Below are 16,130 nucleotides of genomic sequence, written 5' to 3' on the forward strand. Positions count from 1 at the left end.
GCTCTGCCCTGGACCCGCAAAAGGTCACGGACCTTTTGAATCCGTGACCTTCGGGGACGAGCCCCTATCGCTCCAGCACGAAGATCATCGTGGCCAGCGGCGGCAGGGTCAGCGACAGGGACTGGGCCTGGCCGTGGCTCGCCTCCCCGTCGGTGTGGCGGCCGCCGTTGTTGCCGAGATTCGAGCCGCCATAGACCGCCGCGTCCGAGTTGAACGCCTCGCGGTAGAAGCCCGCCTCCGGCACGCCGACCCGGTAGCCCTCCCGGGGGATCGGGGTGAAGTTCGACACCACGATCGCGACCTCGCCGGGATTGGCGCCCTTGCGGGCCCAGGCGATGACGCTGTTGTCCTGGTCGTCGGCCACCAGCCACTGGAACCCGGTATGCTCGACGTCCCGGGCGTAGAGGGCCGGGGTCGAGACGTAGAGCCGGTTGAGGTCCCGGACCACGTCCTTGACGCCCTTGTGCAGGGGATCGTCGAGCAGGTGCCAGTCCAGGCTGTTGTCGTGGTTCCACTCCCGCTCCTGGCCGAACTCGCCGCCCATGAACAGCAGCTTCTTGCCGGGATGGCCCCACATGAAGCCGAAATAGGCGCGCAGGTTCGCGAATTTCTGCCAGCGGTCGCCCGGCATCTTGCCGAGCAGCGAGCCCTTCCCGTGCACGACCTCGTCATGGGAGAGCGGCAGGATGAAATTCTCCGAGAAGGCGTAGAGCAGCCCGAAGGTCAGGTTGTGGTGGTGGTAGCGGCGGTGGATCGGATCCTCCGACACGTATTTCAACGTGTCGTGCATCCAGCCCATGTTCCACTTGAAGCCGAAGCCGAGGCCGCCCGTGTAGGTCGGGTGCGAGACCCCCGGCCAGGAGGTCGATTCCTCGGCCACCGTGATCGTGCCCGGGGCGTGGCTGTAGGTCGCCTCGTTGGTCTTGCGCAGGAAGTCGATGGCGTCGAGGTTCTCGTTGCCGCCGTAGCGGTTCGGGATCCACTCGCCCTGCCGGCGCGAATAGTCGAGGTAGAGCATCGACGCCACGGCATCCACCCGCAGGCCGTCGAGGTGGTAGTGCTCCAGCCAGAACCGGGCGTTGGCGGCCAGGAAGGTCGCGACCTCGGTCCGGCCGAAATTGTAGATGTAGGTGCCCCAATCCTGGTGGAAGCCCTGGCGCGGGTCGGCGTGCTCGTAGAGATGCGTTCCGTCGAACAGGCCGAGCCCGTGGGCGTCGAGCGGGAAGTGGCCGGGCACCCAGTCGAGCAGGATGCCGATGCCGGCCTCGTGGGCGGCGTCCACGAAGGCGGCGAAATCCTCGGGCGTGCCGAAGCGGCTGGTCGGCGCGAACAGCGAGACCGGCTGGTAGCCCCAGGACCCGTCGAACGGGAACTCGGTGATCGGCAGCATCTCGATATGGGTGAAGCCCATATCCTTGACGTAGGGGATCAGCCGCTCGCCCAGCTCCTTGTAGGTGAGGTAGCGGTTGCCCTCCTCGGGCACCCGCGCCCAGGAGCCGAGATGGACCTCGTAAATCGAGATCGCGGCGTGGCGCGGGTCCTTGGCACCCCGGGTCTTCATCCAGCCGGAATCGCGCCAGGCGAACTCACCCGTGCCGTGGGTGATCGAGGCGGTCTCCGGCGGGTGCTGCGCCGCGAAGGCGACCGGGTCGGCCTTGAGCGGGATCAGGGCGCCGTCGGGGCCGCGGATCTCGAACTTGTAGCAGACGCCGGCCTTGAGGCCGGGCACGAACAATTCCCAGATCCCGCCATCCTGCCACAGGCGCATCGGGTGGCGCCGTCCGTCCCAGTCGTTGAAGTCACCGACCACGCTGACCTTGCGGGCATTGGGCGCCCACACGGCGAAGCGGAAGCCGTCGATGCCGTCGAGCTGGCCCGACTGGGCGCCGAGCATCCGGTAGACCAGGTTGGTGCCGACCTCGCGCAGGGTCGCGACGTCATACTGCTCGATCGAGGAGCCGAAGCCGTAGGGGTCGTAGCGCCGCGTCTTGGTCCCGTCCCAGAACTCGACCTCGATCTCGTAGAGCGGCCGGCCCTCGCCCTCGACCCGGGCGACGTAGAACCCGTCCGGATGCCGCTTCTCGAACGGCACGGTGCGGTCGCTCATCACCAGGGCGGCGGCGCGGGCCTCGGGCAGGACGGCGCGGACCTCCCACAGGTCCGGGCCGACCCGGTGGGGGCCGAGCACCGAGAACGGGTCGCCGTGGTTGGCGCTCATCAGCGCCGCGATCGCGTCCGGATGGACGCTCGGCGGCGCCGAGGTGGCTCCGGAATGCGGGACATCCGCGTTCCGCGCGCTCGCCGCTTCCGGGTCGATCCGCGGTGCGAAGGTCTCGTCGATCGCCGTCATTCGGTTTCCCCGGGCTCGTGTCCGTCCGTGTCCAGAATGGTGAGAACCCCCCGTGCGGGGATTTCGATCCAGTCCTGCCGGTTGTTGGCCTCGTAATCGACTTCGTAGAGCGCCTTGGTCAGCAGGCAGAGGCGCAGCAGCCGCGCCCGCGTGCCCGGGTCGGTCACGGCCGCCCGCGTCCCCGCCACGGCCGCCTCGTAGCCGGCCAGGAACGCCGCCTCGATCATGCCGCGCCACGCGGTGGCGGCGTCCCGCGCCCGCTCCTCGGAATCACCGAACCGGATGGCGATCTCGCGGACCACCGTCTCGGCCCCGTACGCGAAGGAGCGCATCAGGCCGGCGACGTCGCGCAGCGGCATCGACTTCGCCCGCCGCTCGTCGGCCGGGCGCGAGGGCTCGCCCTCGAAGTCGACGATGATCAGGTCGCTCTCGGAGACCAGCACCTGACCGAGGTGATAGTCGCCGTGGATCCGGATCTTGTGGGCTCCGCGCGGCGGCTCGGCGCTGAGCTGCTCGATCAGCGCCTCGACCTCGGCGCGCCGCTGCATCAGCGCCGTGCAGGCGGGCTTGCCGGCATCCAGGCCGCGCTCGGCGAGACCTTTCAGCGCCCGGAAGGCCCGCTCGGCCTGGTGGCGCGCATCCCGGGCGAGCACCGCCAGGTCGTCCTCGGCGAAGGGCTCGGCCGCGAAGGCCGGGTCGTCCGTCTCCATGGCGAAGGCGGCGTGCATCTCGGCGGTGCGCCGGCCGAGCAGGTCCGCCCAGGGGCCATGGGCCTGGAACGCCTCCTCGGGGCTGGCGGCCTCGCTCTCGGGGGTGAGCACCACGGTCTCGAAGTCCCGGCGCAGGCCCTCGAGCATCAGGGTCCAGGCGTCGCCCTGGTTGAGGACGAATTTCTGCAGGACCGCGAGGGCCGTCCGCGTGCCGTCCTCGGCGACGTGCTCCAGGGTGCCGAGCAGCGCCGGGGTGTTGGCGAAGCCCGCGGTCTCGGTGAGGAAGCGCCCGACCTCGATCTCGGGATGCGTGCCCGGCTGCAGGCGGCGCAGCAGCTTGAGCATCATCTTCGAGCCGATGGCGATCGAGGTGTTGCTCTGCTCGGCCGAGAGCCGGCGGATGTCGGCGGTGTCGACCGTGACGCCGTCATCGAAGGCCGAGGTGGTGGAAAAGACCAGCCGCCCGCTCTCCGTGGGCAATTCGGTGCCCCGGCGCATGTCCTCGATCAGGCAGGCGGCGAAGTCGTTGGAGCCGGCCGCCCCGTAGAGCAGCCCGGTCCGCGGGCCGCGGCGCACCCGCGCCACCGCGAAGGGCAGGAGCGTCTCGTCCTCCCGGCCCTCCTCCACGCCCACGGGCATGAAGTATTCGTGGCTCTCGCCGTTGGCGAGCTGCACCTGCAGCCGCGGCAGCAGGAAGCGCGCGCTGCCGTCCCCGTCCTTGAGGGCGGCGCAGTCGATCACCTTCACGGACCGGATCCGCGAGCCCTTGGCGCCGAACCAGCGCCGGCTCGACAGGAACGGCGGCACCACGGTGCGCTCGAAGGCGACGCGCTCGCGGCCCGACATCAGGCTCTCGATGCCGCCGGTCAGCACCAGGGTGAACAGCTCGGGCTGCTCCTGCTGCGGGCCGATCGCGCCCGAGCGGGCTGCGCTTAAGGAGAACCAGTAGAAGCCGTAGGACGGCAGGGTCAGCAGGTAGGGCAGGTCGCCGATCGGCGGGAACTCGGTGCCGCCGGTCAGCTCGATCGGCACCGCGGTGCGCAGCTCCGACAGGTCGAGCTGCACCGCCTGCGGCGCCCGCGACAGGTTGGCGACGCACAGGATCCGCTCGTCCTCGTGCTCGCGGATCCAGGCCAGGACCTTGCGGTTCGAGGGATACAGGAACTGGATCGTGCCGCGCCCGAGCGCGACGCTGTTGTTGCGGATCGCGATCATCCGCCGGGTCCAGTTCAGCAGGCTGGTCTGCGACTGGGTCTGCGCCTCGACGTTGATCGCGTCGAAGCCGTAGATCGGGTCCTGGATCGCCGGCAGGAACAGCCGCTGCGGGTTCGCCCGGGAGAAGCCGCCGTTGCGGTCCGGGGTCCATTGCATCGGCGTGCGCACGCCGTCGCGGTCGCCGAGATAGATGTTGTCGCCCATGCCGATCTCGTCGCCGTAATACAGCACCGGCGTGCCGGGCATCGACAGGACGAGGGACTTCATCAGCTCGATCTTGCGCCGGTCGTTCTCGAGCAGCGGCGCGAGGCGGCGGCGGATGCCGAGATTGATCCGGGCGCGCCGCTCGGCGGCGTAGAACGACCAGAGATAGTCGCGCTCTTCAGCCGTCACCATCTCGAGGGTCAGCTCGTCGTGGTTGCGCAGGAAGATCGCCCATTGGCAGCCCTCGGGGATCTCCGGGGTCTGGCGCATGATGTCGGTGATCGGGTGCCGGTCCTCCCGGGCGATCGCCATGTACATCCGCGGCATCAGCGGGAAGTGGAACGCCATGTGGCATTCGTCGCCGTCGCCGAAATACTGCGCGGTCTCCTCGGGCCACTGGTTGGCCTCGGCCAGCAGCATCCGGTCGGGATAGCTGGCGTCGAGCGCCGCCCGGATCGCCTTGATGACGTCGTGGGTCTCCCGGAGGTTCTCGCAGTTCGTGCCGTCGCGCTCGATCAGATAGGGGATCGCGTCGAGCCGCAGGCCGTCGACGCCCATGTCGAGCCAGTAGCGCATCGTCGCGATGACCGCTTCCAGCACCTTCGGGTTGTCGAAGTTCAGGTCCGGCTGGTGGCTGTAGAACCGGTGCCAGAAATACTGCTTGGCGACCGGATCCCAGGTCCAGTTCGAGGCCTCGGTGTCGAGGAAGATGATCCGCGTGTCCTTGTACGGCTCGTCGGTATCCGACCAGACGTAGAAGTCGCGCTCGGGCGAGCCGGGGGGCGCCTCGCGGGCCGCCTGGAACCAGGGATGCTGGTCGCTGGTGTGGTTGATCACGAGCTCGGTGATCACCCGCAGGCCGCGCTCGTGCGCCGCCTCCACGAAGGCCTTGAAGTCCTCCATGGTCCCGTAGGACGGGTTGATGCCCTCGTAATCGGCGATGTCGTAGCCGTCGTCGCGCAGGGGCGAGGGATAGAACGGCATCAGCCAGATCGCCGTGACCCCGAGGTCGCGGACGTAATCGAGCCGCCGGGTCAGCCCTTCGAAATCGCCGATCCCGTCGTCGTTCGAGTCGAAGAACGACTTGACGTGGATCTGGTAGATGATGGCGTCACGGTACCATTGCGGGTCGCTGCGATCGATCATCGCGTCGCTGCCTCATCGGTCGAATTTACTGGGACCGGCGGTCGGGACCGGCCGGGGCGCGGGCGGTCGGCCGCGCGGCGCAATGGTCGGCGACGGGCGGGCCCGTCGTCGGGATCAGACGCATGGTCAGGTGCCATGGGTGGGCTCAGCCCGCAACCCGCCGCGGCGCCCGAAGACGCCAGATGATGCAGGATCGCTCGGCCGGATCGAGCGCGATGCGGTGGGACCGGCCCCGCAGCTCGAACGTGTAGCCCTGGAGCAGGTCCTCCACCTCCACGGCGCCGTCATCCGGCAGGCCGAACAGCCAGAGCGGCACCTCGTAGGTGCATTCCTGGCGGTTCTTGGGATCGAGGTTGACCATGGTGAACACGCAATTGTCGCGCTCCGGCGTCGCCTTGGCGTAGGCGATGATCTGGTCGTTGGAGGCGCCGGTGAAGACGACGTTGCGGAAGTCCCAGAGGGCGGGGTTCTCGCGGCGGATCGTGTTCAGCTTGACGATGTGCTCGCGGATGTTGCCGGGCCGGTCGTAGTCCCAGGCCTTCAGCTCGTATTTCTCGGAGTTGAGATACTCCTCCTTGCCCGGGTAGGGGGCCGCCTCGCACAGCTCGAAGCCGTTGTAGATGCCGTAGACCGACGAGAGGGTGGCGGCGAGCGTGCCGCGAATGACGAAGCCCGCACGCCCGCTGGTCTGGAGGAAATACGGGTTGATGTCGGGGGTATTCGCGAAGAAATTCGGGCGGTAGTACTCGCCCATCTCGCCGGCCAGCTCCAGGGCGTACTCGGTCAGCTCCTGCTTGGTGTTGCGCCAGGTGAAGTAGGTGTAGCTCTGCTGGTAGCCGGCCTTGGCGAGCTTCTTCATCATCTTCGGCCGGGTGAAGGCCTCGGCCAGGAACAGCGCGTCGGGATAGCGGCCGTTGACCTCGGCGATCACCCATTCCCAGAACGGGATCGGCTTGGTGTGCGGGTTATCGACCCGGAAGATGCGCACGCCCCTTGCGCACCAGCCGAGCAGGATGTCGCGCAGCTCGATCCAGAGCGAGGGCAGGGCGCCCCCGTAGAAATGAACGTTCGAGATGTCCTCGTACTTCTTCGGCGGGTTCTCGGCGAAGCGGAGCGTCCCGTCGGGGCGCCACTCGAACCATTCCGGGTGGTTCTTGATCCAGGGATGGTCCGGCGAGCACTGGATCGCGAAGTCGAGGGCGATCTCCATGCCGTAGGCGTGGCTCGCCGCCACCAGGCGCTCGAAATCCTCCAGCGTCCCGAGCTCGGGATGCACGGCCTCGTGGCCGCCCTCCTCCGCGCCGACCGCGTAGACCGAGCCGACATCCCCGGGCTCGGCCTTGAGGGTGTTGTTCTTGCCCTTGCGGTTGGTCCGGCCCACCGGGTGGATCGGCGTGAAGTAGAGCACGTCGAAGCCGAGCTCGCGGATCTCCGGCAGGCGCCTGATCACGTCGTCGAAGGTGCCGTGGCGGTTCACGTCCATCGACTGGGAGCGCGGGAAGATCTCGTACCAGGCGGAGAACCGGGCCGCGAGGCGGTCGGCGATCACCGGCAGCACCACCGGATAGCGGCTGAGATTCACCCGCTCGGCGTTCCGGCGCACGAGGCTCGCGGCCTCGGGCTGGAGGATCCGCTCGAGCTGGGCGGCCGAGCCGGTCTCCTCCGCGGCCAGAGCGGCGACCAGGGCGGCCAGCCGTTCCGCGTCGCGCCCGGCGGCGCGGCTGCGGGCGAGGGACGCCGCGGTCTCGACCAGGGTGACGCCCTCGATCGTCTCCAGGCGGATGTCGACGCCGGCGGCGCGCTTCTTCAGGGTGTCCCGCACCCAGGAGGAGAACGGGTCGCGCCAGGCGATCAGGGTGAACTCGTAGCGGGCGTTGCGCTCCAGGGGGAATTGCCCGGCCCAGCGGTCGTTGTCGACGAAGACCATCGGGTCCTCGCGCCACGCCTCGGTGCCGGCGACCCGCGACAGGATCGCGGCGTCGAGCACCTCGTGGCCGTCGGAGAAGATGTCGGCCTCGACCCGCAGGGATTCGCCGACGATGCGCTTCACCGCCGAGCGGCCGCCGTCGATCTCCGGGCTCACGGCCTCGATCACCACCCTCCCCTCGCCGTCCGGCGCGCCGCGCTCGGGCAGCTGGGCGACCTGGGCGGCGCTCGCACTCAGGACGCGCAACTCGCCCGGCAGCAGGTCGATGGCGCTGCCGGGATGGAAGGCGATCGGCTCGGCCTCGGGGGTCCGGTCGACGAAGGCGCCGAGCATCCCGCCGGTCCGGGCGATGAGCGTGCCGGCATCCACCGGCACCGGCTTGTCCGACGGGTTGTAGAGCACGATCAGCGCGTGCCGCGCCGAGGCCGGATGGCCGGTGTCGAAGCGGGCGAGCGCCACGAGGTCGCTGTCGGGGGCCGAGATGCGCAGCTGCGCACCCTCGACATTGGCGGCCGGCAACTCGGCCCGCAGGGCATTGATCGCCCGGATCGAGGCGGAGATGTCGATGCCGGTGTCGTTCTCGCGGTCGCGCGGGGTGGTCTCGACCACGTGCAGCGCCCGCCGGTAGCCCCATTCGTAGCCGATCGGCATCAGCACGCCGGCCGAGAAGAAGGCGGCCAGCGCGTAGCGGTTGCGCAGGTGCCGCGCCACCGCCTCGGGGCCGCCGCTGATTTCGGCGGCCAGCCGCTTCATGTCGTGGTTTTCCGGGAAGGCGATCGAGGGTGCCAGCACCCGGAGGCGCTCGTACTGCTCCAGCGCCCAGGGCTTCTTCAGGTCCCACCAGGCGAAGGAGTTGAACAGGTAGTCGAAGCCGGCGCCGGCGGTGGCCTTCGCCTCCTCGAAGGTGCAGCCCAGGGTCTCGGCGGCGAACAGGCAGGCGGGATCGCGGCCCTTGGCCTCCCCGATCAGGACGCGCCAAGTCTCCGGCGGGACCTTGTAGGCGGCGTCGCACCGGAAGCCCGCCACGCCGAGCGCCTGGAGCCGGGCCACGTAGGCGCCCCAGATCCGGGTCAGCTCGTCCCGGGCGGCGGGGGTGTGATAGTCGAGCTCGGCAAGATCGCCCCAGACCGTGCGGATCGAGGGATCATCCGGATCCACAGCGGCCGGATGCATGATCGAGCCGTCGGGCTCCTTCATGAACAGGTCGGGCCGCTCGACGGCCAGCCGGGCATTGTCGGCGGTGTGGTTGATCACGAGGTCGGTCATCACCGACAGGCCGGCGGCCTTGGCGGCGGCGCAGAACCGGCGGATCTGCTCGTCGTCCGGCGTGCCGTCCTGGTCCCGGAACCGCTCGTCGAGCCGCTCGGGATCGGCCACCGCGTAGAGGCTCTTCGAGCCGCCGGTCTGGTGGAACGGGTTCAGGTAGATCCAGTCGAAGCCGAGGCTCGCGATCCGGGGCAGCTCGGCCGTCCAGTCCGAGACGCGCCCGACCAGGAGGGGGAACAGGTTGTAGATCCGCGGTCCCTCGGCGCGGGGCGCCAGGGAGGCCGGCAGGACGGCTTCGGCTCCGGTCGTCGCGGCGGCGGCGGTGGTCGGTGCGTTCATGCTGGCCTCTGGCTCCCAATCCATGTCTCGTAACGCCCGAACCGCAGGCGCGTGCCTGCGGCTGCAGGCCGGCACCGGTCGAGGCGGCGGAACGGCCCGCACCGCTCCGCACAATCGCTCGGACCCGCCTCCGTTCCGGCGGCGGCCCGTCTTCTAGCCGACGCGGCGTGACAGCGCCGCGTCGGCCGCGCCCTAGGACGCGCGCCGCAGGACCACGTAGGGCAGGTCGCGCAGGAGGTCGCCGAGATCGACGCCCTCCCCGGTGCCCTCGACGGTGCGGCCCGAGACGATGTCGCGCCAGCTTGTGCCCGCCCCGAGATCGACCCGGGTACCGGCGAAGGCCTCGCCCGACCAGGTTGCCTCGCCGACGATGCCGGCGAACAGCCGCGGCACCGCCACGAACAGGTCGCCGCCCTCCTCGCCGGGATCGGTCCGCCGGTAAGCGATCACGTGGGCCGCCCGCGCGCCCCTCGCCTCCACCGGCTCGTAGGCCGCGCTGGCGTAGAAGCCCGGGCGCTCGGCCCGCTCGGCGAGCAGCCGCGCCAGGGTCGCCTGCTTGACCCGCCCGTCCGGCCAGTGCGCCAGCAGCTCGGCCGGCGCGCCGCCCCGTTCGAGCATCCGCTCGAGGGCCGGGTAATCCACCGGGCGGCGGTTGTCGGGATCGACGAACGAGAAGTCCCAGATCTCCGTGCCCTGGTAGGTGTCGGGCAGGCCCGGCAGGGTGCATTTCAGGACCGTCCGGCCGAGCCCCGCGAGCATGCCGAGATGGGCGAGCCGCCGGGCGAAGGGGCGCAACTCGCGCAGGAAGTCCGAGCCCGGGGCGATCAGCGCCGAGAACAGCTTCTTCGTCGCGCCCTCGTAGACCTCGTCGACATTGACCCAGCTCGAGCGGCGCTTGCCCTCGCGCATGGCCTTCTCGCCGTAGGCGATCAGCCGATCGCGGAAATCCTCGATCGCGGCCGTCTCGTCCTGCTCCAGCAGCTCCAGCGGCCAGGCGCCGAGGATCGCCTGGAAGAACATCCACTGGTCGTTGGCGTCGGGGGCCGGCTCGCCGTCGATCCGGGCGAGATGCGGCCCGGCGGTCCGCTGCCACTGGTCCCAGGCGCCGGCCCAGCCCTCCGGGATCTCGGAGAGCGCGAGCAGCCGGGTCCGGGCATCCTCGCCGCGCTTGGTGTCGTGGGTCGCCGTGGTGATCATGGCGTTCGGCCAGTCCCGGGCGCGGGCGATCTGCAGGTCGTGGAAATGCTCCGCGTCGATGCCGTACTCGCCCGGATCGCCGCCGACCTCGTTGAGGCCGAGCAGGCAGGCATACCGGTAGAACAGCGTGTCCTCGAGGCTCTTGGCCATGACCGGGCCGGTGAGCTGCTGGAACCGGCGGCGGAAGCGCAGGACCACCCGCGGGTCCGGGCGCCCCGCCCCGGTGGTCTCGATCCGCCCGAGCAGCACGTCGGCGGCGAAATCGTGCACCGAGCGGTCGGGCAGGCCCGACCAGCGCTTGGCCTTGGCGACCGCGCCCTCGATCAGCCGCACGTCCTCCGGCTCGACCTCGCCCTCCTCCAGCTCCGGCGGCAGGTAGCTGCGATAGGTCGGGAAGCGGGCGATGATCTCGATCAAGGCCCGGCGCAGCGCGTTGACGGTGAAGTCGCGGGTGCGCCGGTCGGCATCGGCCACCTCCTTGAGGTCCGAGGTCAGCACCTCGAGCTCGCTGGCGAAGCTGATCTCCAGGATCTCGGCCTTGGCGGCGCGCAGCTGGAACCCGTAGGGCTCGTCAACTCCCGAGGCCCATTCGTAGAGACGCCGGACCTTCCCCTGACGCTCCTTGTCCACCAGGATGCCGTCGAGCTGGTTGAGCACGTCGTAGCCCGTGGTCCCGGCCACCGGCCAGGGCCGCAGCCGCTCGCCGGGCTCCAGGATCTTTTCGACGACGACGTAGAAGCCCGGCCCGACCGCCGCCTGCAGCGCGCGCGCGTAGCCCAGGGGGTCGGCCAGCCCGTCGATATGGTCGATGCGCAAGCCGTCGATCCGGCCCTCGCGGATATGCCGGAACACGGTCTCGTGCGAGCGGTGGAAGATGTCGGATAGCTCCACGCGCAGGCCCGCAAGCGAGTTCACGTCGAAGAAGCGGCGGTAGTTGATGTCGCTCGAGGCCACCCGCCAATGGGCCAGCCGGTAGGCCTGGGCCTCCAGCAGCCGGTGCAGCGGCCCGAAGCTGTCCGGGCGGCCCTTGAAGCCGTTGAGCAGCGCCAGGGTGCTGGCCGTCGCCTCCTGGATGAGCGGCGACACGCCGTAGATCTCGGCGAGCCGGCGCTTGAGCCCCTCGGCCTCCTCGGGGAAGCTCTGGCGGCGGGTCTCGTCGGTGTCGATCGACATGGCCCGCAGCCGCTCGGAGATGGCGAGCAGCTCCGCGGTGGTGTCGTCGTCCACGGCCCCGATCGCGGCGATCACCCGGTTGAGGATGGTCGGGTAGCTCAGGGGCCGGATCGGCAGCTGGTGCTCGTAGTGCCAGACGCTGAAGGCGCCGGCCTCGGGGTCGAACTTCAGCTCGAGCGTGCCCTTCTCCAGGGCCTCGCCGTAGCGGTCGCCCAGGAACGGGATCACCAGGTTGCGGCCGGCGCCGAGACGCTGCCAGTCGATGTCGAAGGCGTCCGCGAAGGGCGACAGCGAGCCCCATTCGAGCACCGAGAGCCACCACGGGTTGTCGGAGCCGCCGACGCCCATGTGGTTGGGCACGATGTCCAGCAGCAGCTTCAGCCCGTGCCCGTGCAGGGTCTCGGAGAGCCGGACGAAGCCCTTCTCGCCGCCGAGCTCCGGGTTGATCGCGCCGTGATCGACGATGTCGTAGCCGTGGGTCGAGCCGGGCCGCGCCTTCTGGAGCGGCGAGGCGTAGACGTGGCTGATCCCGAGCTTCTTGAGATACGGGACGATCCGCTCCGCGTCCGCGAAGGTGAAGTCCTTGTGGAACTGCAGCCGGTAGGTCGATTGCGGCGGCGGCGCCGCCAGCCGGGCGGAGCCTGAGCGCGGCCCCCGCGACTCGGCCGAGAGCGAGGCCGCCAGCTTGGCCAGCGGTCCGCCGGGGGCGGCGATGTCGACGAGGTCCCGGTCGAGCTTGCGCCGCCAGTTCGGGTAGCCCTCGGTCGAGCCCGGCACGTTGGCCTGGGCGAGCTCGGAGACCACGTCCTCGTACTGCACGGCGGTCAGCATCGAGGGGGCGCGGGCGAGGTAGCGGGCGGCCGCCTCGAACGGCGCGGCCTCGGGCGGCTCGGCCGAAGGCAGGAGCTGCTCGGCGGCCAGCGCCTCGGTGAGGCGGCGACGCTCGACCACGCGCTCGTTGCGCTCGGCCTCGGCGCGCTCGTGATCGTAGAGGCCCAGCGATTGGCGGGTGTCGGTGTCGACCCCGCGCCACCAGCCGACGAAGGTCGGCAAATCGTGGGTGGTGATGGCGGTGAGCGCGTCGCGCGGATAGGCGGAGGGAGCCTTGAACCGTCCGTCCGCTTCCCGCTCGAAAGCCAGGATCCGGTAGCTCAGCACGCCCGCCCGCATCAGGGCGTCGGAGAAGCCCTCGGGCGCAGTGCCGAGATCCTCGGCGATGACCAGGCACTTGTTGCGGTGGCTCTCCAGCCGCAGCACCGCCAGCATCGGCTCGAACGGCATCATCACGTAGGCGCCGGCATGGGCGCCGGCCCCCAGCGGGATCAGGAACAGCCGGGCGAGCTGGAAGGCGTGGTCGATCCGGATCGCGCCGGCATGGCGCATGTTGGCCTGGACCAGGGCCCGGAAGGCCGCGAGGCCGTCCCGCTCCATCTCCAGCGGGTCGAAGGCCGGCAGGCCCCAGTTCTGGCCCTTGGGAGCGAGCAGGTCCGGGGGCGCGCCGATCGAGACCCGGTCGGCGAAGCGCTCGGGATGCGACCAGATCTCGGAGCCGCCCCGGTCGGCGCCCACCGCGAGGTCGCGGTAGAGCCCGACCCGCATGCCGGCGCCCAGAGCCGCCGCCGAGGCCGCGGCGAGCTGGCGGTCGGCGAGGTATTGCAGCCAGGCGTGGTAGCCCACCGCCTCGGCCTTCTCGGCCGCGAAGGCCACGACCGCGTCGGTGCCGGCGCGGCGGTATTCCTCGGGCCAGTCGCCGAGCCAATGGGCGCCCTGCTGCCGGAAATGCTCGGAGAGCGCCTCGAACACCGCATGCGCGGCGAGATCCGGGCCGCCCTCCTGGCGGAAGCGCTCGAACTCGGCGTCGGTGCCGGCCCGGGCCGGGGATTCCAGCCAGAGGGCGCGCAGCACCGGGTCGAGCACGTCGGCCACGCCCTGGTGATCGACGAGGGCGGCCTCGCGCAGGGCCGTGATCGCGTCGGCGCGCTCGGCGAGCAGCGCCTCGGCCCGGGAGCCGGCGAGCCCCGGCAGGCTGCGCGGCGCGATGAACAGGGTCTCGAGGAACAGCCGCGAGGACGGCGAGTAGGGCGAGATCTTGGTCCGGTCGGAGCCGAACAGGGCGTGGACCGGGCTCAAGCCCAGAAAGGCCGCCCCGCGCAGGGCCGCCTCGCGGGCGGCCTCCCCGGCATCCGCGTAGGTGCCGATGCCGATATTGGTGGCCGAGCGCAGGCCGTAGAGCTGGGCGGCCATGCCCCAGTCGGAGGCGCCCTCCTCCGTGTAGGGCCGCGGGCGCCAGCAGCGCTGGGGCGCGGCGATCACCCAGGATTCGGCCCGGATCCGGCCGGCCTGGACGGTCAGGCGGTGGTAGCCCGGGGTCAGCGGCGGCAACTCGAAACCTGCACCTTGGCCCGGCTCGGCCCCCTGCAGGTTGGCCCGGCCCTCGCGGGCCGCGCCGCGCTCGTCCACGAGCCGCCAGACCAGGGTGTGCGGGGCGCCGTCCTGGACGCGGACCGGCACCCGGGCGCCGCGCCGCGCCTCCACGGGCAGGAGCGGCGGGACCAGGCCGCAGCGCAGAGCCTCGACCTGGGCGAGGCTCTCGGCCACGCCGGCCTCGTCCTCCACCGCGAAACCGAGGGCCGCGAGCAGGCCGCGCCGCACCTCCAGGGAGGTCTCGACGGGCTGGCCGAAGGCGTCGGTATAGCCGGCGGAGACGCCGACGAGGTCGGCGAGTTTTTCCAGGGGGCTCACGAGCGGGGCTCCGTCAGGAACAGACCTGTCCAGGACGGCAGGTCCCGTCCGGTCGTATCGGGGGCGTTGGTCCAGACCACCCGGGCGCCGCCCGGATCCAGCGCGAAGGGCGCGTCCCCGACATTGGCGATGAACCGCAGGGTGCCGGCGCCGAACCGCCAGGTGCAATCGACCACGTCGGCCCGCGGCAGGGTGGCGGCGGCGCCCAGGGAGCCGGATTTCGCGAGGGGCACGACCACGTCCCGGCGCAACCCGAGCAGGCGCGTCGTCTCGGCCAGGACCTCCCGGTGCGGCGAGCGCGCCCGCTCGGACCAGTCGAGCTTCGAGGCCTCGAAGGTCTCGCGCTCGGTCGGATCCGGGATCTTCGAGGTGTCGTCGGCAAACGCCGCGAAGCTCTTGAACTCCCGGCGCCGGCCGTCACGCACCGCCTTGTTCAGCTCCTCGTCCGGGGCGAAGTCGACGAAGAACAGGAACGGCGTCGAGGCCGACCATTCCTCGCCCATCCAGAGCATCGGGATCTGCGGCGCCAGCAGGAAGCCGGCCCGGGCGAGATCGAGTTTCCTGGGATCGGCCAGATGATTGAGACGCTCGCCCAGCGCCCGGTTGCCGACCTGGTCGTGGTTCTGCAGGAAGGTCACGAAGGCCGAGGGCGGCAGATGCGCCGAGGGCTCGCCGCGCGGATGGTTGCCGAGCGTCGAGAACGGCTCGCCCTGATAGGCGAACCCCTCCGCCAGGCAGCGGGCCAGGCGCTCGACTGGTTTGTCGGCAAAGCTTTGATAATAGCCGGCGTCCTCACCGGTGAGCAGGACGTGCCAGCAATGGTGCAGGTCGTCGGCCCATTGCGCGTCGTGCATCTTCGGCTTGCCGGCGGCGTCGCGCTCGAGCCAGCGGGCCTGGTTGGCCTCGTTCTCCAGCATCAGGTGGATCTCGCGGTCCGGGAATCGCCGCCGGACCGTCTCGCCGAGCTCGGCCAGGAAGTGGCGGGGCGAATCGTCGAGGATCGCGTGGACGGCGTCGAAGCGCAGGCCGTCGAAATGGTATTCCTCCAGCCAGTACAGGGTGTTCTGGATGAAGAACTGCCGCACGGTGGCGCCGCTCTCCTTGCCGTCGAAATTGATGCCCGCGCCCCACGGCGTCTGGTGACGCTCGGTGAAGAAGGTCTTGGCGTAGGCGTGGAGGTAATTCCCGGCCGGGCCGAAATGGTTGTAGACCGCGTCGAGATAGACCATCAGCCCGAGCCCGTGGGCGGCGTCGATCAGGCGCTTGAGGTCGTCCGGGCGGCCATAGGCGCCGTCCGGGGCGTAGGGCAGGACCCCGTCATAGCCCCAGTTGCGCGAGCCCTTGAAGTCGGCGAGCGGCAGCAGCTCGATCGCCGTGACGCCGAGCGCCTTGAGGTCGGGCAGGCGCGCCTGCAGGCCGGCATAGGTGCCCTCCGGGGTCGCGGTGCCGACATGGCACTCGTAGATCACCGCCTCCTCGAACGGGCGCCCGGTCCAGGCCTCGTCCGACCACGCGAAGGCGCGCGGATCGACCACCTCGCTGAGGCCCGAGACGTCGTCCGGCTGGAAGCGCGAGGCCGGGTCCGGCACGACCAGGTCGCCGTCGATCCGGAAGCCGTAGCGGGCTCCCGGCTTCACCCCGGGCAGGGCGGTGCGCCGCCAGCCGCCGCCCGACTCAGGCAACGGGTGGTCGATGCCGTCGACGACGAGTTCGACGCTCTGTGCGGTCGGCGCCCAGAGGGCGAAGCGCACGCCGCCCCCCACCATCTCGGCTCCGAAATCCATGCTGTGGGCGCGCCGCATCGGGCCACGGTCCTCGTCGTTGGCCGTGCGCACCGAAGGGCAAGCGCGGCAGGGATCAT

5 protein-coding genes are annotated in these 16,130 nt (G+C 70.5%); all 5 read right to left on the bottom strand.

All coding sequences use genetic code 11. The annotated features are described in order from the left end of the window. Positions 1–64 precede the first annotated feature (64 nt). Entirely contained in the window at positions 65–2,350 is a 2,286-nt protein-coding gene (glgB, locus tag BMZ47_RS23400; RefSeq protein WP_091864427.1) for a 1,4-alpha-glucan branching protein GlgB, read from the bottom strand. Continuing rightward, entirely contained in the window at positions 2,347–5,625 is a 3,279-nt protein-coding gene (treS, locus tag BMZ47_RS23405; protein ID WP_091864428.1) for a maltose alpha-D-glucosyltransferase, read from the bottom strand. The genes glgB and treS overlap by 4 nt, the downstream gene beginning before the upstream one ends. A gap of 145 nt (positions 5,626–5,770) precedes the next feature. Continuing rightward, positions 5,771–9,157 carry a maltotransferase domain-containing protein gene (locus BMZ47_RS23410; RefSeq protein ID WP_091864429.1) on the bottom strand — a complete coding sequence of 1,129 codons (3,387 nt, stop codon included), beginning with the start codon at positions 9,155–9,157 and terminating at the stop codon, positions 5,771–5,773. Between the two features lie 192 nt (positions 9,158–9,349). Then, positions 9,350–14,269 (bottom strand): malto-oligosyltrehalose synthase, encoded by a 4,920-nt coding sequence (locus tag BMZ47_RS23415; RefSeq protein WP_091864430.1) that lies wholly within the window; start codon positions 14,267–14,269, stop codon positions 9,350–9,352. Then, positions 14,266–16,071 (bottom strand): malto-oligosyltrehalose trehalohydrolase, encoded by a 1,806-nt coding sequence (gene treZ, locus BMZ47_RS23420; protein WP_091864465.1) that lies wholly within the window; start codon positions 16,069–16,071, stop codon positions 14,266–14,268. The genes BMZ47_RS23415 and treZ overlap by 4 nt, the downstream gene beginning before the upstream one ends. Positions 16,072–16,130 lie beyond the last annotated feature (59 nt).

Origin of the sequence: Methylobacterium brachiatum (assembly GCF_900113845.1) — a bacterium.
GTDB lineage: Bacteria > Pseudomonadota > Alphaproteobacteria > Rhizobiales > Beijerinckiaceae > Methylobacterium > Methylobacterium brachiatum.